19 protein-coding genes are annotated in these 18,199 nt (G+C 45.2%); 10 read left to right on the top strand and 9 right to left on the bottom strand.

The window, feature by feature from the left end; translation table 11 throughout:
* Window positions 1-220: 220 nt before the first annotated feature.
* Entirely contained in the window at window positions 221-568 is a 348-nt protein-coding gene (locus tag MKX59_RS16030; RefSeq protein WP_023988452.1) for a hypothetical protein, read from the bottom strand.
* Between the two features lie 365 nt (window positions 569-933).
* On the opposite strand from MKX59_RS16030, the gene greA reads away from it, so the two are divergent.
* Window positions 934-1,413 carry a transcription elongation factor GreA gene (greA, locus tag MKX59_RS16025; RefSeq protein ID WP_013310174.1) on the top strand — a complete coding sequence of 160 codons (480 nt, stop codon included), beginning with the start codon at window positions 934-936 and terminating at the stop codon, window positions 1,411-1,413.
* Between the two features lie 133 nt (window positions 1,414-1,546).
* Here greA and MKX59_RS16020 read toward each other — a convergent pair whose 3' ends face one another.
* Both MKX59_RS16020 and MKX59_RS16015 read right to left on the bottom strand, forming a co-directional pair.
* Window positions 1,547-2,086: a transcription repressor NadR gene (locus MKX59_RS16020; protein ID WP_028541390.1), complete on the bottom strand. Its 540-nt coding sequence runs from the start codon at window positions 2,084-2,086 to the stop codon at window positions 1,547-1,549.
* Entirely contained in the window at window positions 2,083-3,237 is a 1,155-nt protein-coding gene (locus MKX59_RS16015) for an IscS subfamily cysteine desulfurase (RefSeq protein WP_028541389.1), read from the bottom strand. The genes MKX59_RS16020 and MKX59_RS16015 overlap by 4 nt, the downstream gene beginning before the upstream one ends.
* Before the next feature lie 166 nt (window positions 3,238-3,403).
* On the opposite strand from MKX59_RS16015, the gene nadA reads away from it, so the two are divergent.
* Window positions 3,404-4,510, top strand: a complete 1,107-nt coding sequence (gene nadA / locus MKX59_RS16010) for a quinolinate synthase NadA (protein WP_028541388.1) — start codon at window positions 3,404-3,406, stop codon at window positions 4,508-4,510.
* 43 nt (window positions 4,511-4,553) lie between these two features.
* Here nadA and MKX59_RS16005 read toward each other — a convergent pair whose 3' ends face one another.
* Complete coding sequence (locus MKX59_RS16005; RefSeq protein WP_023988456.1) at window positions 4,554-5,909, bottom strand: outer membrane protein assembly factor BamB family protein; 1,356 nt, start codon at window positions 5,907-5,909, stop codon at window positions 4,554-4,556.
* A gap of 232 nt (window positions 5,910-6,141) precedes the next feature.
* Here MKX59_RS16005 and MKX59_RS16000 point away from each other — a divergent pair, with 232 nt between their 5' ends.
* The 3 genes from MKX59_RS16000 to MKX59_RS15990 all read left to right on the top strand — a co-directional run bounded on the left by MKX59_RS16000 (window position 6,142) and on the right by MKX59_RS15990 (window position 8,422).
* Window positions 6,142-6,462 (top strand): hypothetical protein, encoded by a 321-nt coding sequence (locus MKX59_RS16000; RefSeq protein ID WP_023988457.1) that lies wholly within the window; start codon window positions 6,142-6,144, stop codon window positions 6,460-6,462.
* Entirely contained in the window at window positions 6,428-7,261 is an 834-nt protein-coding gene (gene yidC / locus MKX59_RS15995; RefSeq protein WP_023988458.1) for a membrane protein insertase YidC, read from the top strand. Before MKX59_RS16000 ends, yidC begins: the two co-directional genes overlap by 35 nt.
* A 486-nt stretch (window positions 7,262-7,747) precedes the next feature.
* Window positions 7,748-8,422 carry a phosphatase PAP2 family protein gene (locus MKX59_RS15990; protein ID WP_076265375.1) on the top strand — a complete coding sequence of 225 codons (675 nt, stop codon included), beginning with the start codon at window positions 7,748-7,750 and terminating at the stop codon, window positions 8,420-8,422.
* A gap of 42 nt (window positions 8,423-8,464) precedes the next feature.
* Here MKX59_RS15990 and MKX59_RS15985 read toward each other — a convergent pair whose 3' ends face one another.
* Window positions 8,465-9,115: an undecaprenyl-diphosphatase gene (locus MKX59_RS15985; RefSeq protein WP_340858527.1), complete on the bottom strand. Its 651-nt coding sequence runs from the start codon at window positions 9,113-9,115 to the stop codon at window positions 8,465-8,467.
* Window positions 9,116-9,262: 147 nt separating this feature from the next.
* Here MKX59_RS15985 and MKX59_RS15980 point away from each other — a divergent pair, with 147 nt between their 5' ends.
* Together MKX59_RS15980 and MKX59_RS15975 are read left to right on the top strand one after the other, a co-directional pair.
* Window positions 9,263-9,973, top strand: coding sequence for a response regulator transcription factor (locus MKX59_RS15980; RefSeq protein WP_075154156.1), 711 nt, complete (start codon window positions 9,263-9,265; stop codon window positions 9,971-9,973).
* Window positions 9,973-11,349 carry a sensor histidine kinase gene (locus MKX59_RS15975; RefSeq protein ID WP_028541385.1) on the top strand — a complete coding sequence of 459 codons (1,377 nt, stop codon included), beginning with the start codon at window positions 9,973-9,975 and terminating at the stop codon, window positions 11,347-11,349. The genes MKX59_RS15980 and MKX59_RS15975 overlap by 1 nt, the downstream gene beginning before the upstream one ends.
* Window positions 11,350-11,395: 46 nt before the next feature.
* Here MKX59_RS15975 and MKX59_RS15970 read toward each other — a convergent pair whose 3' ends face one another.
* Entirely contained in the window at window positions 11,396-11,869 is a 474-nt protein-coding gene (locus MKX59_RS15970; RefSeq protein WP_023988464.1) for a C40 family peptidase, read from the bottom strand.
* Window positions 11,870-12,222: 353 nt separating this feature from the next.
* Here MKX59_RS15970 and MKX59_RS15965 point away from each other — a divergent pair, with 353 nt between their 5' ends.
* Together MKX59_RS15965 and MKX59_RS15960 are read left to right on the top strand one after the other, a co-directional pair.
* Window positions 12,223-13,257, top strand: a complete 1,035-nt coding sequence (locus tag MKX59_RS15965) for a glycosyltransferase family 4 protein (protein WP_023988465.1) — start codon at window positions 12,223-12,225, stop codon at window positions 13,255-13,257.
* 5 nt (window positions 13,258-13,262) lie between these two features.
* Window positions 13,263-14,006, top strand: coding sequence for a succinylglutamate desuccinylase/aspartoacylase family protein (locus MKX59_RS15960; protein WP_076265377.1), 744 nt, complete (start codon window positions 13,263-13,265; stop codon window positions 14,004-14,006).
* Window positions 14,007-14,231: 225 nt separating this feature from the next.
* Here MKX59_RS15960 and MKX59_RS15955 read toward each other — a convergent pair whose 3' ends face one another.
* Both MKX59_RS15955 and MKX59_RS15950 read right to left on the bottom strand, forming a co-directional pair.
* Window positions 14,232-15,575 (bottom strand): sugar phosphate nucleotidyltransferase, encoded by a 1,344-nt coding sequence (locus tag MKX59_RS15955; RefSeq protein ID WP_023988467.1) that lies wholly within the window; start codon window positions 15,573-15,575, stop codon window positions 14,232-14,234.
* A gap of 60 nt (window positions 15,576-15,635) precedes the next feature.
* On the bottom strand, window positions 15,636-16,472 hold the full coding sequence (locus MKX59_RS15950) for a DUF6492 family protein (RefSeq protein WP_076265378.1): 837 nt from the start codon (window positions 16,470-16,472) through the stop codon (window positions 15,636-15,638).
* 208 nt (window positions 16,473-16,680) lie between these two features.
* Here MKX59_RS15950 and MKX59_RS15945 point away from each other — a divergent pair, with 208 nt between their 5' ends.
* Entirely contained in the window at window positions 16,681-17,544 is an 864-nt protein-coding gene (locus tag MKX59_RS15945) for a YheC/YheD family protein (protein WP_076265379.1), read from the top strand.
* 87 nt (window positions 17,545-17,631) lie between these two features.
* Here the strand turns inward: MKX59_RS15945 and MKX59_RS15940 are convergent, their stop codons facing one another.
* The gene (locus MKX59_RS15940) at window positions 17,632-18,114 is read right to left on the bottom strand and encodes a DinB family protein (protein WP_076265380.1); all 483 of its coding nucleotides are present in this window, start codon (window positions 18,112-18,114) and stop codon (window positions 17,632-17,634) included.
* Window positions 18,115-18,199: the final 85 nt, after the last annotated feature.

The following is an 18,199-nucleotide window of genomic DNA, read 5'->3' as shown; positions in this document are numbered from 1 at the left end:
ACTATGGTGTTCTGTCGAGCTGTATTTATATAAGAGAGAAGCATGAAAAAAGTACCCGCAGCGGGTACTATCATTTTAGGATTGTGTTGGTTGAGCAGACAGTCCCTCTATATCTGAGGAGCCATAGAAGAACAAGGCAACTAGTATCACAATAATGACAACCTCTGCAAAATATTCTCCATCAAACTCACTCACCACAAGTATCTCCTTTCGCCACTTGTTAATTGTTTACTTTCTGTGAAAAGGCCTGTATTACTTGATCAAGTGTCATATTTCCATTATCATTTAAAAATTTTACCATATTATCGACATTGGAAGGAGTAGATGCTAATGTTTTGTATTTTCCAGTGAGGCCTAAAAATAATGTTGCTTGTCTGTATAAAGTCACGGAATCGACGTTTAGTTTTCCCGTTAGTAGGAGGGCTGCCACTAAGACCTCCACATTTTTCCCTTGAAGAGCAGAAAAGATAGCCGAATTACTGTTTAATCCATTTTTCTTTTGACCGTTGGGGGGGGATTTGGATTTACGATTCCCATTCCCATTACCATTCTTTCCTAAGGAAGCCATTGAATCTTCCTCCCGCCATATACTGCTCCTGCCTGGTTTTCACAAAATTCGGGACAAGGACAGCGGCACTGCATGTGCTCATCAATATACGTTATGATCATACGATATGCGAATAAGAGAGCATTGGTTACTATAAGAATCACCCTGGCTGAAGGTAGTTGGCTACTATTATCAGTAATTTATTTCGCATGTTGGTCCGATTTAGAGTAAACTACAATAAAGCAAGCCAAATGAGCAATTTGCATACATCCCAAGAGCGTTTCCAATCAGCAATGTTTAGACCGAAACGGTTTAGTTCGTTTATTGTATTTTTGAGCGTTGAATTGGAATTAAGCAAATGCTGAAATAGGAGTTGTAGATAAAATATGTCGAATGAAGAAGTATTGTTAACTAAAGAGGGATTGGCCAAGCTAGAGGATGAGCTTAAGGAACTGAAGACCGTAAAACGTAAGGAGCTAGCCGAACGGCTTAAGTTGGCTATCAGCTACGGTGATTTGAAGGAAAATAGTGAGTATCACTCAGCCAAGGACGACCAAGCATTTATGGAAACCCGCATTCTCATATTGGAGAAGATGCTGACCAAAGCCCGGGTCGTGGACGAGAGTAATTTAGACCTTAGAACCGTTAGTATCGGATCGACTGTCATTCTGAATGACATCGAATTTTCGGAGAAGATGGAATACAAAATTGTAAGTCCTGCTGAGGCGGATGTTCTGGATAACAAAATTTCCTATGAGAGTCCTTTAGGCAAGGCACTTTTGGGGAAAGAAGTGGGCAGTATCATTCATGTGGATGCACCCATGGCTGTAATCAAATATGAGTTGCTTGAAATTAAGCTCACATAGTTCATTCCCGATTCCCTTATATGAGGGGGCCGGGATTTTTTTATTTCTCGCTACTTACATACCGTCCATGTGGAGCACAGTTGCACTCCACATACTGGACAGGATTTTCTTTACTCCGCTATAGCGCACTAAGTTAGTCCGTCATCAGGAAGCCTGCTTGCTCCAGTGCAGCGCAGGCATCGTTAATTTTATCTTCATCCGAGGCATTCAAGGTATGCAGGTGGATGCCTCCCGTCAGCTGGGACAAATAAGTGGCCTGGGTGGAACTGATTTTACGGATAAAATCGTCCACTTCCTTGCGAGTTCCAACCCGTATCGGAGCAGTTAGATCCCCGTATACCGGATGCTCAACAATAACATCCTGCACACTTACACCGTAGTCCACAATCAGCTTTAGTTCCTCTTCTGTCTGTTCAGGTCGATGTTTACACACAATAATACGTGAGGCTAAGGGGGCTGTCTGACCCGCAGGCTCCATATAAATGTATCCTTGACTCGTTGCAAGGATAGGCTCTTGGCTTGCTTTTAACAGGGAAATATCCTGTACAATTACTTGTCTGGAAACGGAGGATCTGCGTGCCAGTTCGCTCCCGGTCAGCGGTGATTCGCTCTTCAGCCACAACAGCAGCTGCTCGCGGCGATCCGTACCTGACCGCTTTAAAGATTCAGTCAACGGGATAAGCTCCTTTCTTGTCGATGCGTCAGGTCTGTCAAAATATCTACCAGTACATTCAATTCCTCGATGGTGGTTGCCCTTCCGAAAGAAATACGGATAAATTGTAATGCTTCACGGTCGGATGCTCCAAGCGCTTGTAAGGCAGGCGAAGGATCGTGGTGTCCGGCGGCACATGCGCTTCCGGTTGATATACAGACACCTCTGCGATTACATTCCAGCATAACATATTGTCCCTCGTAACCGTGAAAAAAACATCCAACTATATGATGAAGCACTGCTTTATTCTCGCTTTCCTGTACGACCCAACGTAACGGAATGGATCTTTCCTGAATTTTCCTAATAAAGTGTCTTCTCAGGGTAGCATATCGCTCCTGATGCGACTCCATCTGTTCGGTCATCATTTCTGCCGCCGCGACAAAGGCTGCAATCCCGGGAACATTAACCGTTCCAGGACGAAATCCGTTTTCATGTAGCGTATCAGGGTACACGGGACGCCACGGGGTTCCGGGTTTGAGATATGCAGCACCGACACCTTTGGGGCCATACACTTTATGGCTCGATACAGAGAGTGCATCTACTCCCATGGCTTCTACATCTAAGAGAATATTCCCAAATGTCTGTACCGCATCACTGTGCAGCAAAATACCCCGTTCGTGTAGCAGGGGAGATATGGCAGCAAGGTCCTGAACCAGTCCCGTTTCCGAATTGGCGTGTTGTACAGATACAAGTCCGGTGTTTTCTCTCAGGTGAGGTAAAAGAGCTTCGCGAGTCATTCGTCCTTCCCGATCCGGTTGCACAATGGTCAGTTCATAGCCCTGACGTTCCAGCAAAGTAGCAAGGTTGTACATCGAGTGATGTTCCAAAGCGCTCATGATCCAATGCTTTTTATGCGGCGGCAACCCGTTCAGGATTGATTGCACAATCAACATATTGGATTCTGTTCCCCCGGTTGTAAAATAGATGCCTTCCTTTTGCCCGCCAATCATATTTGCTATTCGTTGCCTGCTGTAATCCAGCGTGTAGGCTGCTTGACCGCCCGCATCATGGAGGCTGCTGGCATTTCCGAACATTTCCTTATTTAATACGTTATACATATTTAAAGCTTCGTCACACATAGGTGTGGAAGCGGCATAGTCCAGATAAATCACAGTAATTCCTCCCTGCTTAAAAATAATTCCATTCAAAAACTCTTGAGATTATTGTAGTCATGTGTAAATATAAGTGTCAAGACACTTGTAAACAGTTATGTACACAAAGCGGTTATCTGTTCGTGAGAGCGGAAACGATCAGCCGCATCGATATGGAGGGATTCTAATGTCTATGCTTGACATTTTACAAGGAAATAGAGGGCTTATACCAGAGCATTATAAGACACTGACGGTTGCTGACATGGAGCAGCGAGTGGCCGAGTTGAAACAAAAATGGGGACCCAAGCTGCTTATACCGGGCCATCACTATCAGAAGGACGAGGTTATTCAGTTTGCTGATATAACAGGAGATTCTCTACAGCTTGCTCAAATGGCTGCACAAAATCAGGAAGCGGAGTTTATTGTATTTTGTGGGGTACATTTTATGGCCGAGACAGCGGATATGCTGACTACTGATCGACAGACTGTTGTCCTGCCGGATATGCGTGCAGGCTGCTCGATGGCAGATATGGCGAATGTGGAGCAGACAGAACGAGCATGGAAGCATTTACAGGAATGGGTAGGAGATACGATCATACCGTTAACGTATGTAAATTCCACAGCAGAGATCAAAGCCTTTGTAGGGCGACATGGCGGGGCTACCGTGACCTCTTCGAATGCCAAACAAGTGCTGGAATGGGCGCTGAAGCAAAAGGAACGTATTTTGTTTTTGCCGGATCAGCATTTGGGCCGCAATACAGCTTACGATCTTGGAATTCCGCTAAATGAAATGGCCGTGTGGAATCCCATGACCGATCAGCTGGAGACTGAACAGGACCCGGCAACCGTAAAAATTATTTTATGGAAAGGACATTGCTCTGTTCATGAAAAATTCACGGTAGATCACATTCGCAATGTCCGCGAGCGTGATAAGAACATCCGGGTCATCGTGCACCCCGAATGCTCTTATGAGGTCGTACAGCTCGCAGATTGCGCGGGCTCCACAAAATTCATCATCGATACCATTCGCGCGGCAGAGCCGGGAACCCAATGGGCTGTTGGCACAGAAATGAATCTCGTGCAACGAATCAAACAGCAGTACCCTGAACAGCAGATTGAATCGCTCAATCCCGATATGTGTCCCTGTCTGACCATGAACCGGATCGATCTTCCCCATTTGCTGTGGGCAATGGAGCAGTTTGATCGGGGTGAGCCTGTGGGTGTGATTCGTGTGGATGCTCAGATCAGACAGGATGCTGTACTAGCATTGAATCGTATGCTTGCTATCCGTTAACCTTTTGCTGTTCCAGCGAGAATGCTGCTTAAAATCTTTGGTCTTATTTTAAAGAAGCAGGGAGCTTGACGCCAAGCAGACGGTTTCCGCTTTGAATAAATATCATTCCACCGGATTTGAGCGTTGGACCGAAGGAGCGTGAGCCTGTGTTGACAGCAAACACGGGCTTTAAGCTCATCAAATCATAGCCATGAAATACGCCATCTGATTGCCCGACATAGACTCCTTTACCGAATACGTCAGCTTGAACGGTCGGATTATCGCCGTCGTAATGAATGAATTGACCTGAGGACAGCTTCATAGCAGTCAGTCTGGATGTACTAAAATCTTGGTAGAACATGCGACCTTCATGAATAGACAATAAAGGAACAAGTTGATCATAGCCATTTTGCGCCCACTTGCGAGCAGGTTTGCTATCTGGTTTATAGTTCCAGAAGTCATAGGAAGCTAGTATCTTTCCCTGAAAGACATAAAGGTCTTTACCGTACAAAAAAGCAGAACCGTATATGCCTCCAGATTGGAAAGTGCCATCTTTATTTTCAGCCTCAGTCCATCGGTACTGACGATCTCCTTTGGATTCACCTGTCTTGAGGTCGTACTGTGCTATCGTAACTTTTCGATTTACCGGGTCATCATCAATCATAAACGTATTGGCAACAGAGTAGACAATCCCGTCTTTAACGGCCAGTGGAAAAGAACTTCTGAAGCTGTCCCAAAGCTTTTTGCCGGTTTTAGCGTCATAGGCATTAATCTGTTCAAAGGTCAGGCTGCCCTGTACATTATAGTTGCGGATAAGCACACCGTCAGTTTCCATTATTTCGCCCAAACCACTGTATGAGTTCTTATCCTCACTGATTTTCCACTTCACCTTGCCACTGACAGCATCAATGGCAGCCGTTTGCACCGATTGCATAATATATATAGTTGGACCAATGCGCTGAATACCATATGCTTCAGTAAATCCAAGCGGAGTGGACCACACTTTCTTGCCAGCTTCTGTAACGGCATAGATAGAACCGCTTCGTGTCATTCCGTAGATGATACCTTTGTTGTACGTTAAAACAGGGGTAAGTTGATCACCATATTGCCACAATTTCCGACCCGAACTGGCCTCAAGGGCAACCAGTCTATGGTTCGAGTCAACCGCGAATACCTTACCGTTTTCCGCTATTGCTACCGCCTTATCTGGATATCGGTTTCTATCGATTGGGATAACGGGAAAAGACCAGGAAGGTTTGATCACAGGTGCCTGGATTGTGGTGCTATAAGCGGCGTTACTCATGGAGACTGCAGATTGCTCTGCACTTGCCTTTTCAGTGAATCCATCGCTGATTAAGGGCAGCCCAATGCTGGCTAACGCCAATCCTGTAAACAATGTGCTGTGTATCGTTTTTCTCATACGCGCTGGCTCCTTTAATGGTTAATAGGGGAGTAAGGCTTTATAGAAAGTCACCTTTGATTAGACTGTAAATAAACCCAAAAGTTTCATGTTGTATTTACATTTTGGTTGTTTTGAGCATAAATACTTAAATTCAGTTGCTTGTGTCCAACCTGTATCTCTAATTAAAGATTAGTCGCTTGTCCGGTTTTCGTGCTATAATTGTAGCAACAAACCGAAGGAGGTGAATCCCTTGTTTGAGCTCCAGGACCTACTCCCTTATTTATTTACAATCGGCTTGCTGTGCACAGTGACTTATGCATATCTCGCTCATTTGCACGGCAATGTACCCGAATGCTGGGTCGAAGGCGGGCCCGTAAGGTCGCATGCTTCTCCACAGATGCCGATGTCTGCCCGTGGACAGGACATGCCTGTCCGGCTGGCCCGACATATCCGGCGTAAGGAAGCGCCGGATGAAGATGCATCCGATTGTTCTCCCTCGTTGAACGATGGCACAGCCAATCAACGAGGAGGAACATATGAAACGATTCAAGGGATTCACCTTTTGGGGTAAAAAAGAACGGATATTAGGATTAATGGTAGCGTTGGCGGTGGTTATGCTGCTGTCTGGTTGTGGTGCGAATGCTGCGGAGATAAATGCACAGACACCCGGATTTTTTAATCATTACGTGGTGTTCCCGCTTTCTTGGCTTATTCAGCAATTGGCGCAATGGTTTGGTGGAAGCTTTGGGCTGGCGATTATGACTTTGACATTCATTGTCCGGCTGGCCTTACTGCCTCTTATGATGCGTCAAACGCGTGCCCAGCAGGGGATGAAGCGTAAGATGAGCGCCATGCAGCCCGACTTGGACCGAATTAAGAAGAAGTATGAAAACAAGAAAGATACCACCAGCCAGCAGAGTATGCAGCAGGAAATGATGTCGCTTTATAAAGAGCATCAATTCAATCCGCTTAATATCGGTTGTCTGCCTATTCTCATTCAGCTCCCGATCTTGAGCGGTATGTACACTGCAATCCGCTTAACCCCGGAGCTGGCGTCTCACTCCTTCCTATGGTTCCGGCTCGGACAGCCGGACTGGATTTTGGCAATCGTCGTCGCAGTTGTATACTTGGCACAGGCCAAGCTTTCTCAGCTTCAGATGACGCCTGACCAGCGCAAGCAATTTGCGATCATGGGCTATCTTTCACCGATTATGATGGCGGTCTTTTCCTTTAATGCCCCTTCTGCCATGCCATTATATTGGACAGTAAGCGGCACCTTTTTGCTGCTTCAGTCGCTGTGGTTCCGCAGACGCTATCCAATAGAGGAAGCAGAGAGTAAGGTTAAACTTGGAGAAGTCACACCAACCTAAATAGAAGATGATATTTGTTTAACTTAAGATTTGCGCTTGTAGTATGCCACGTGTAATCATAGGATGTCATTCGAGCCGTTTATAAGGCTTAGAATGGCGTCCTTTTTTGATGCTGCTTTTTCGCTACATTCCGCTTGTGATTTTGTAGTCAATATGAAATCCTTATATTATAAAATGATTCTTAAAGTTGGGAGAGGCTATATGAGAACTCCAACCACGTCCATAGAATGATATGATCATCAAATAAAGGAGGACGGATGCTATTGCATGAGAAGCGTGCAAAAAGCACCCGGCTATATACCAACAGGGATACCTCATGGGCGCCTGATCCCACCTTTTCCAAAAAAATGGGTTTCGACATGTGGAGGATGCACCTAGTCTTTGAATGAAATGATAACAGAAAAATGGGTAAAGTAAGATATATACGAAAGCTAATGCTGGACTTTGTTTTATCACGCAATGAATGTTATGGAGGAACTATAGAAAATGAAGAAAACACCAACAAAGCTGCCCATTTCCTTAGCACTGCTCACATGTATAGTATGTGCGCTCGGTTTTGGCTTAATCGCATTATGGGTGAGCGACCATCAAATACGGTATTTTGACCAGAAAATTATTACGGCTATTCGACAGCTGGAGTCGCCCGCCATGACCCGTCTAATGAAATTTTTCACCATGATCGGCAGCGGGATTCCAGTTGTGATCATCATTTTAATTGCCATGTTCGTGCTTTATAGAGTATTGGGACACCGCAGAGAACTGCTTTTTTTGGCGGCTGGTGTGTTGGGATCGGTAATGCTGAATACGATACTGAAATTGCTTTTTCAGCGTGCGAGACCGGAGATTAACCGTATTATTGAAGAGAATGGATACAGCTTTCCGAGCGGACATTCCATGACAGCTTTCAGCATGTACGCTGCGCTGACATTTTTAGTGTGGAAGCATGTTCCTTCTAGGCTGGGGCGTATCCTTCTTATTGTGCTCAGCAGTCTGCTGATTGTAGCAATCGGAACGAGCCGCATTTATTTGGGCGTACATTATCCGAGCGACGTTGTGGGTGGCTATTTTATGAGTGGCTGCTGGATGGCGGCTTGTATTTGGTTTTATCAGCGGTACGAAGAACGACGAATGCTGCCACTTCGCTCCAAATCGACAGCATAATAGGTAGCATAAATAAATGAAGCATATAAAAAAGTAGACGCTTTAGCGTCTGCTTTTCATTTGGACAGAGGAAGTGTGTTCAGTCATCTTAGTTCCGGCCTGTTCACCAGGATTGAGCCCCAGCTTCTGCTCCCATTTTCCATAAAATATAATAGCCGCCTGCATGAAGATGCCAGGAAGCTTCCGGCTTCGAATGAATTGATGAACGCCAATGGCACAACCTGCACCAATAAGCGCACCTGCCAAAATATCCGAGGGATAATGCACTCCGGTCCACACGCGGGATACTGCGATGAGTACAGCCAAGATAACCCAGAGAACACGGAATTTTTGATGATGAAGCCATAAAATGGAAGCCAGAGCAAACGCTCCAAGTGCATGGTTACTTGGGAATGAAGCATTAGGATCATGGTGAACAAGCTGAATGACTGAATGTCCGACAAAAGGTCGATCTCTGTAAAACAAATGTCCAAGGCCCCAACTAATTACAAAACCGATACAAACCGTTATAACGGCTTCTAAAACCATCATCCGATGCGGCATTTTAAAAGTGAACCAGTAAATCAGCAAAGCCACTCCGAATAAATATGGTGCATATTGCGCCAAGAAACGCATGGTTCCATTCAAAAAGGCGAGGGAATTAGCCAGTTCATTGATCCAGTGAAATAAAGCATAATCTACATTAATTAACATGAATAAATTACTCCTTAACATCAAAAAATTGAATAACAAAGTTATATTATAGAGCGACTACACGGATAAAAGCTTAAAATCAAATAAAAAATGAATGTCATTTCCATTACTCATTTGTTTTTTCTATAGAAAATAGGTGGTTTTGCGATGGAAAAGTCGGTGCTGGTCATTGATGATGAAGAGAAGATATCCAGATTGCTTCAGTTGGAGTTATCCCATGAAGGATATGCAGTTGAAATCGCACAGACGGGCAGAGAAGGATTGGAAAAAGCTCTAGCACGTACATGGGATATCATCATTTTGGATGTAATGCTGCCGGAGATGAACGGGGTCGAGGTACTGAAGCAGATTCGAAAAGTGGACAATCATACACCAGTAATTATGGTCACTGCACGTAACACGACTCCTGATAAGGTTTCAGGTCTGGATGAAGGTGCCAATGATTACATTACGAAGCCTTTTGAGATCGAGGAGTTATTAGCGCGGATGCGGGCCAGTATGAGGCATCAAATGGAGCCAACAGCTACCGCTTTACAAGAAGAGGACAAGCCGCCGTCTAGGCTCCAAGTGGATAGTTTGGTGTTGGAACGCAAAACCAGGTCAGTAGTGCGGGAAGGAAACCGAATCGAACTGACGCCAAAAGAATATGATCTGCTTCTTTATCTGATGGAGCACAAAAATCAGGTATTGCAGCGGGATCAAATGATTCAGGACGTGTGGGGATTTGATTTTGTCGGTGATACGAATGTCGTAGATGTGTATATCCGGTATGTTCGCAAAAAAATTGATCATGGATACAAAAAGAAATTGATAAAAACCGTGCGCGGTGTTGGGTACTTCATCCGGGAGGAAGACTAGTGAAGCTTCGGACCAAAATCACCCTGCTCAGTTCTATTTTAGTGATGTCGATACTCCTGTTTGTGGATGTTACAGTTCACCTATTGTTCGTCAAAATCGCTACGCGAAATGAAAGAGAAGTGCTGCAAAATAAGTGGACTGAAATCATTGCCGAAACCGGACCCACGATGATTCTGAAGAATGCATGGGGCCCCAAACTGAAAGATGAGCTTTCTGGAGATACCATTTTGAGGGTATTTGATCAGCAATCCCGACTTTTGTATGAAGTAAGTCGCCAGTCCCGCTTTAAGCTGGGCGATATACGTTTTAACACTTCTCAAAGCTCTCAACTGACAGATGTACAGGGTCATAAAATTCTGGTTATCCATCTGCCTGTGCTTTCTCTGGAGGGCAATCAGAAGGGGACGCTGGAAATCGTGGAAAAATGGGATGCACTCGAAACCAATCTCGATATTTTAAATACGATTCTCATCACATCGACTGTAGGGGCTATGTTGCTAAGCTTGGTAGGAAGCACGATTTTGGCGAATGCCATATTGCTGCCGATTTCCAGTAGTATTCAAACGATGCAGGAAATTGAAAGAAGCTTGAAATTTAAAAAAATCCCCGCTGGCAGTCATAATCAAGATGAATTGTCCCAAATGACCGCCACTTTTAACCGAATGATGGAGAGATTAGAAGAAAGCTTTCAGAGCCAGCAGCAGTTTGTTTCAGATGCCTCACATGAGCTGAACACCACTCTTATGATTATTGAGGGCTATGCCAACATGCTGCGGCGGTGGGGCACGCGTGACGAGGACATTCGTAAGGAATCCATTGAATCGATCTATGAAGAAACTCAGCGAATGCGTACGATGACACAGCAGTTGCTGACTCTTGCCTCCTCACAGCAGAAAGATCCTGAGCCGCATGAGCGGATAGAAATGATCGGTTGTTGTCAACAGGTGGTAGCGCATCTCAAGCCTGTACATGATCGTCAAATTTCTATTTTAACAGAAGAGAACGAAATTTGGCTGGATGCCAATCTGACAAAAATAAAGCAGTTGCTAGTGATCCTGCTGGATAATGCATTAAAATACAGCTCGGATGAGATCGAAATAGGGTTATCTACAGATGAAAAGGATGTCTATATCCAGGTTAAGGATTATGGGATCGGAATACCTGAGGGCGAGATCAAGCGGGTCTTTGAACGATTTTATCGGGTAGATAGCTCCAGGCATCGTAAAACCGGAGGAACGGGGCTGGGGTTGCCAATTGCCAAGGCAATTACAGATGCCCATCAGGGTACGATACGCATGGAGAGCGTAGAAGGAGAAGGAACGGTAGTCATCGTCACGCTGCCCCAAAGACAACAGGAAAGGCTGTCCCTCCAGTAGATATATCTACTAGCGGGACAGCCCTTTTTATCATCTAAAATTTATTCTAAAGGACACGACGTGCTGTTGTGTAATTGCGACTCCACCATCCGGAATTTAGATCTGTAACCGTTACGCCGCCTTTACCATACGTATGCAGAATTTTGCCGTTCCCCATGTAAATGGCTACATGATGAATTGGTGCATAGAAAAAGACCAAATCGCCTTTTTTCAGCTGACTACGCGGTACAAAAGTGCCAACAGTTGATTGCTGTCTAGACGAACGTGGTAGCTTAATGCCATTTTGTGCAAATACATATTGAGTGAATGAAGAGCAGTCAAAAGAGCTTGTATTGCCAGCTGGGGCTCCATGCTCATAACGCACGCCCATAAACTGGGAGCCTTTAGAAATAATCCGATCAGCTTTACTTACCGAAGCAGCATGAGTGGTGGCTGGTCCAACGACGAAGCTCCCTGCGCTCAATGCCAAAGTCATAGTAAAGCAAATACCCATCCACAATTTTTTAGAAGTATGTTTCATATATAAATTCCTCCGTTATTCGTATTGTGTTGATGTCCTGAAATGACAATAACACAAATAAAATATCCGGAATTTACCACTCATGGTTACAAACCTGTTACCCCAACGCTTTGTCCTCATTTATTAGAAAACGATGAGAATTTTCTCCTTAATTTTGGCTTGACAAATTGTATAGACTCCACTTATAGATAGGCTCGTATGACAAAAAGCGACTTGCAGACGATTGGCACAAGCAATCACGCAAAATATACATACCTATATACTACAATTTATAACTTGTACGGGAGTATGCTCTGATTCCCGTTGACATTGTAAGGATCACACCGTATTTCCGGTCAGGAAGGGGAATTCGTATGGCTTCAAAACAGAATAAAGCACTCAAAAAACGGCGTCTAACCATTGTTCAGGTCATTTCTAACTATCCAGATGCACAGCCGGTACCCTCCAACAAGGGCGGCACGGAAAAGGTCGTGCATGAATTAACTGAGGAATTGGTGAGACGAGGGCATCATGTATCTCTTTTTGCCGCTCTTGGGAGCAGGAGCAGTGCGCGGTTGATTACCTATCCCAAGGGTTTGAAACATAGTCAGATCCCCCAATATGTACTCCGGCATATGCCTTCCGACACACATATCATTCATGATCATACCTTTCGTTCTGCTGTAGGGCGTAGGAAGCTGCCTTGTCCATCAGTATGCACCGTTCATCTTCCAGTGAAGAGACACGGTAAAAACCCGGTATATGTCAGTAAACGAGCACGTCAGCTGATGGGCAGGGGCAAAGGATTTTATATCTATAACGGCATTAACACACATGAATACGAGTTCAGCAGTGAGAAGCGTGGCTACTTGCTGTTCATGGGCAGAATTATACGAAATAAAGGTGTATTGCAGGCCATTCAGGTTGCAGAACGAACAGGAAAAAAACTGCTTATTGCAGGTCCTATCAAAGCTCCAGAATTTTTCCGCAAAGAGATTCAGAAACGAATTCAGCGTAATCCGAATATACGCTATGTGGGGGCAGTTGGAGGCGATCAGAAACAGAAATTGCTGAAACATGCAGAGTGTCTGTTGTTTCCGACACTGTGGGAAGAGCCATTTGGACTCGTTATGGTTGAGGCCATGGCTTGTGGAACACCGGTGCTGGCATTAAAAAACGGCTCCGTTCCCGAGGTGCTCTCGGGCTTTCCACAGTTGATTTGCAAATCGGTTAGCCAAATGGCACGAAAAGCACAGCAAAAAAACTACCCGTCACCAGCGAAGCTGCGTTTGTATGTGACTCAAAGATTTACCAACAAACAGATGACCAGTAACTACTTAAGACTATACCGTGAAATCATCCGTCGGCGAGAACAAAAGAGAGGACAACGACAGCCTACACGGAGGTGAGGGGAATGCAGGTTAAACGGTATATGCTCGGAAAGGGCTCTTGGGCAACTCCTTATTATATAGCCACAGGGGCACAGAAAGGTCCGTGTGTGATGGTGGTGGCGGGAATACATGGTAAAGAAATAGCAAGCATACGAGCTGCTGAGAAACTGGTAAAGCTTTTGAATCAGCAAAAACTGCGATTTAGCCAGGGTAAGCTTATAATTGTACCGATTGTAAATCAAGAGGCTTACCGCAAACGGATTAGAGGAATACCTGATCTTAATCGAACCTTTCCGCGCAAAAAAAAGCAGCTGGCAACACAACCACTTTCCGCTGCTCTATTCAAATTAACACAAAAGCATCAACCGGAATGGTATCTCGACTTGCATGAGGCTAACGGATTGTCACAAAAGGATTCCAAGGTGCTTGGTCAAACGCTAATCACCAACAAAGCCAATTCGGTGGTTCCTGCGGTTCGCCGGATTATTAAGCGAATGAATCGCTCCATCCAGGTGAGCGACCGACATTTCAACATTCGGCTGCATGAGCTCCCAGGTTCCTCCCGCACTGCTGCAGCCCGCATTTTAGGTACACGCGCGGTTACCGTGGAAACGGGTTGGAGCCTGCCCAAGAAAGTACGCATACACTATCAGTTAGAGATTGTCCGGCATTTTTTAAAAGAAGCCGGAATAGTCAAAGGCAACGAGGTATATTTATCTGCCAAGGTTAGAACTATTATCTCAAGAAAATATGGCATCACAAAATAAAATCGCTTCTGGAGCAAGGATTTTTTCACCTTGCTCAGGAGCGATTTATTATGTGCGACCTCCGTTCAGAATCCGTAGCGTGCTATGTTATATCTGAGGATTTTGCAAAAATCTAATAAGCGACTTCCAATGAACAATATATAGATCGCAATGCTCTAGTTCGTCTATATATTGCACTTTGGAGCGACTGGAATCGAATTTTGCAAAATCCTGATCTATGTGTTGTCAGGCCTCGGATTTATAGAAGGCATTCACCAAGCTGTTCCCCAGACGTACCTCAATCAGCTCCAGTGGTGTATCCAGATCGGCACGGATCGTGTGATACGTATCAACCGGAATGCTAAATACAGAACCGCTTGCGGCAGCAAAACGCTCTCCGTTCAGCATGACCTCTCCACGACCGGACACAATCGTCCATACTTTAAGTCCACTGCCGTGAATACGGCCATTCAAGCGGTGATCTGGCAGTACCGTCAGCCGTATGGCCAGTATATCGTTCAGACTCCGATGATCAAACTCGTCCAGCACCCGGTAACTGCCCCAAGAGGTTTCACCATGCATGGGGTGAAGTTGAAGTTTACCTAGCTGCTCCTTGATTACGTGGGCATGGCTCTTGGACGCAATGAGAATGCCGTCGGGACTCGCAGCAGCAATAATATCTTCCACGCCAATGACATGAATTGGATAGGGCAGCTCATTGACGATGTGCGTACCAAGAGTCTGACCACTAATCTGTCCACGCCCGATCACTTGGCTGCTTAGCTGCTCTGTTAGGGCCTGCCAGTTGCCGATGTCGTGCCATTCGCCATCGTAGGGCAGGACGATGGCATGTTCGGCACGCTCTGCAATCTCCTCATCAAAACTGCGAACCGGGAGGCTATCATACATTGCGCATAATGCTTTATCGTTCAGCGGCAAATAACTTCGCTCCATACAGGACAGCATATACCGTAATGTAAAAGCGTAAACACCACAGTTCCACAGCGCGCCCTGATGAATAAGCTGTTGTGCCCCGGAGAGATCCGGCTTTTCTGTGAAGCGGGCAACTTGCGCATAAGAAGTTTTCCCTTCCCGTATCATTTGCAGACCCGGAACGACATAGCCGTATTGGTCGGAGGGATGAGTAGGCCTTGTCCCAAGCATAGCCAGATCGGCTCCGCTCTCAAGCAATAAGCCGGAGAGCGCTGCTATGCTATGGAAGAAATCCTCCCCTGCATACATGTCCGCTGGAGCAATGCAGAGAACTTCATCCAGCCCCGTGCCTCTGGTGTGAAAATAAGCAGCCGCCAGTGCAGCTGCGGTGAAGGTTCCCCGTTTGGCAGGCTCGCCTAGAACGGGCAGACGACCTTCTGTATGGCGAAAGGCTAGATTTACCTGACTCCGATGAGCCAGAAGCAGGGCTGAGGAATCCAGCCCGGCTAAGGTGAGCTGACGGTACACCCGGCTGAGCATAGATTCCTTTCGCCCGTCAGGAGCGGACAACAACCGGAGAAACAGCTTCGACCGGATTTCGTTGGATAGTGGCCATAGCCGTTTTCCGGCACCACCGCATAACAATACGATGCGCACGGACGTTTCCTCCTTCAATGCAGATCCATTGTACTGCATCATTTTGCAGGATTTTAAGAACTATTTTAGCGATGATTCAATCTTTGTTTTTGGAGCAAGCTGGTACACCTTGCGTTGATGAAAAGATAAGGAGCGATAGCTCTTGGCCAAGACATCCAATTGTTTTTGCGACAGGGAAGAAGCCCGACTATGAAGCGCTTTATTCAATGACTTGCGCAAAATCATCCGAGAGGGCTGATTGCTGTATAAATAGTTGGCATACGTTTCATATTCGGAAAACCCAAACTGTTTTGTCCGGTCTATACTGTGGATAATTGCGTTGTACCAAGGTTTTCCATGTCGGGCCTCGATAACTTGCTTGAGCTGGGTAAGCCGCGCTTTTTCAAAAAGCATATAGTGAGTAACAAAGGACTTTGGTGAGGGCGCTTTAACGCCCATCAACTTGTGATAGGTGCGAAAATACTCAGGCTGGCTCCAGCTGCGGTAGTAAAAAATCGTTTTTCCGTCTTTACGGAACGTATGTGGACGAATCAAAATCGTGTCCGCGTCAATGACGAGAAAAAAAGAGGCTTTACTGATTTTGTCGCCATTCATTTTGAGCAATTGTTGATACAGCCAGCCTGAGCGGTCCCAGCGCGTTGTCCCGTAATGAATATGTTTTTTGGTGATGGGCAGCACCGTTTTTTCGTCTATAAATGTACATTTCTTGTTTACGCACAGACGGCGAATCCCGGTGCTTTGCGGTGAAACGATATAAATATTTCCAATTCGGTGCTGCACATGACGGCGCAGACTATCAATCACCAGCGGTAGTGTGGCAATATCTTTATCAATTGCGGGAATCAGAACATCGATTGTAAGGGAACCCTTCCGTGGCCCATCCGATTGCGCTGACATGTTATTCACTCCCTATATGTGCAAATATATGCTCCCAGCGTCTCACAATATCGTATGCTTGGACAGGCGCTTTCGACCGGGCAAGGTCAAACGTCCATTTCTATGCAGGACAGGGCTGATGAAGCTTCGAATGGGGAGTTAGCGCATACGATAGATTGATCTTTTTTAACAGGAGCGTTCTACCTGAGAGTAGAGAGGAGAGGGGCAAGTGAATTCTTCAAAAGCGCAGGCGTTGCGCAGCAAATGGCATAAAACCCAATTGTTGCTCCAGCATGGAAGCATCAAACCTTATGTACCAGAAACTCGCAAATATAACAAAGCAAATTTGAAGTCAATGCTGGAGAAATACGGTATGGTCTATGTAAAACCCGAGCGAGGTACCTTTGGTAAAGGTGTAATGAGAGTAGAGCAGGAGGCCGGCCAGCGTTTCGCCTATCAATATGAGGAAACGCGTCAAGAATTCAAACATTTGGATACACTATATACCAGCCTATCGAAACATACGGGGAAGAAAAGTTATCTCATTCAAAAGGGAATCCATTTACTACGCCATCAAATGCGTTATTTTGATATTCGGGTTATGGTGCAGCGGAATGAAAAAGGGCTATGGGAGTCTACCGGAATTATTGGACGTCTTGGTCATCCTCGTAAAATCGTGACTAACTATCATAGTGGTGGTAAGCCGATGGCCTTGGAGCAGTTACTAAAATCCCATTTATCGCAAAGCAAACAGGCGGAGCTGGTCAAGAAACTAAATGAACTGGGTCTTACCATCGCCAAACAACTGCAAAAAACATATCCGAATTTCCGGCAAATTGGTGTGGACATTGGACTGGATCATCGCTTTATCCCGTGGATTATTGAGGTGAATACGAAGCCGGACCCATATATTTTTAACCAATTAACAGATAAGTCCATGTACAGTAAAGTGTTAAGCTATTGGCGACTGGCTAATGAAAAAAGGAAAGTCTCCGTCCCAAGCAAAGATACAAATAAAGACAAGAATAAAGATAAGAGTAAAGATAAAAATAAGAATGTAATTAAAGATTCAAAAAAAGAAAAAATATCTTGACCAGTAGATTGCTTCATTGCCAGCAGCTAATACAGAAAAAAGGATGAATATTTCATAATTCATCCTTTTTAATTAGGATATTTATTTTTAAACGCGCCAAGTACCCAGTTGTTTACGTATAAGTACGATTTGTCCACTATGATATGCATCGTGCAGCGTCCACCGCGATAATTCTGCACCGAGAGTTTCGGAGCCGAAAGGCTTATCCAGATCAGCATCAGTCAAAGCAGTAATGGCGACAAGCAGTTGGTTTACAATAGCTTCTGCTTCTTTCAGTGTCTTCTGCCATCCTTCATGGTCTTCAGCATCCCCTGGCGGACCGAATGTCTCATCGTTGCTTATTCCAGTTGAACTTATAGGTCGGTCAGTTAAACGTCTCAAAATACGCTCATTGTAATAATTAATGTGACGAACCGTTTGCCAAATCGTGTTTCCTCCACCTGGTGGTGTCCAAGTGGCCTCCTGTGTATTCACACCGTGAAGTGCTGCGGCAAGAGGAACAATCCATTCTTCCTTATCCCATGAATTTTCTCTTTGCAATACCAGCATATTTACTCGATCTCGGCTCACCTAACCCAACTCCTTTTGTAGGGATGTAACTAGCTAAACATAGGATAAATCGTTACAATTAACAATGTAGCATGACAAATTAAGA

This window comes from Paenibacillus sp. FSL R7-0340, assembly GCF_038002205.1.
GTDB lineage: Bacteria > Bacillota > Bacilli > Paenibacillales > Paenibacillaceae > Paenibacillus > Paenibacillus polymyxa_B.
This window is presented reverse-complemented; position numbering and strand designations above follow the sequence as displayed.

What these genes read in the sequence shown, in the direction of transcription:
- MKX59_RS16030 (WP_023988452.1), bottom strand. Translation starts at nt 568, where the DNA reads ATGGCTTCCTTAGGAAAGAATGGTAATGGGAATGGGAATCGTAAATCC.
- greA (WP_013310174.1), top strand. Translation starts at nt 934, where the DNA reads ATGTCGAATGAAGAAGTATTGTTAACTAAAGAGGGATTGGCCAAGCTA.
- nadA (WP_028541388.1), top strand. Translation starts at nt 3,404, where the DNA reads ATGTCTATGCTTGACATTTTACAAGGAAATAGAGGGCTTATACCAGAG.
- MKX59_RS16005 (WP_023988456.1), bottom strand. Translation starts at nt 5,909, where the DNA reads ATGAGAAAAACGATACACAGCACATTGTTTACAGGATTGGCGTTAGCC.
- yidC (WP_023988458.1), top strand. Translation starts at nt 6,428, where the DNA reads ATGAAACGATTCAAGGGATTCACCTTTTGGGGTAAAAAAGAACGGATA.
- MKX59_RS15990 (WP_076265375.1), top strand. Translation starts at nt 7,748, where the DNA reads ATGAAGAAAACACCAACAAAGCTGCCCATTTCCTTAGCACTGCTCACA.
- MKX59_RS15985 (WP_340858527.1), bottom strand. Translation starts at nt 9,115, where the DNA reads ATGTTAATTAATGTAGATTATGCTTTATTTCACTGGATCAATGAACTG.
- MKX59_RS15980 (WP_075154156.1), top strand. Translation starts at nt 9,263, where the DNA reads ATGGAAAAGTCGGTGCTGGTCATTGATGATGAAGAGAAGATATCCAGA.
- MKX59_RS15970 (WP_023988464.1), bottom strand. Translation starts at nt 11,869, where the DNA reads ATGAAACATACTTCTAAAAAATTGTGGATGGGTATTTGCTTTACTATG.
- MKX59_RS15965 (WP_023988465.1), top strand. Translation starts at nt 12,223, where the DNA reads ATGGCTTCAAAACAGAATAAAGCACTCAAAAAACGGCGTCTAACCATT.
- MKX59_RS15960 (WP_076265377.1), top strand. Translation starts at nt 13,263, where the DNA reads ATGCAGGTTAAACGGTATATGCTCGGAAAGGGCTCTTGGGCAACTCCT.
- MKX59_RS15950 (WP_076265378.1), bottom strand. Translation starts at nt 16,472, where the DNA reads ATGTCAGCGCAATCGGATGGGCCACGGAAGGGTTCCCTTACAATCGAT.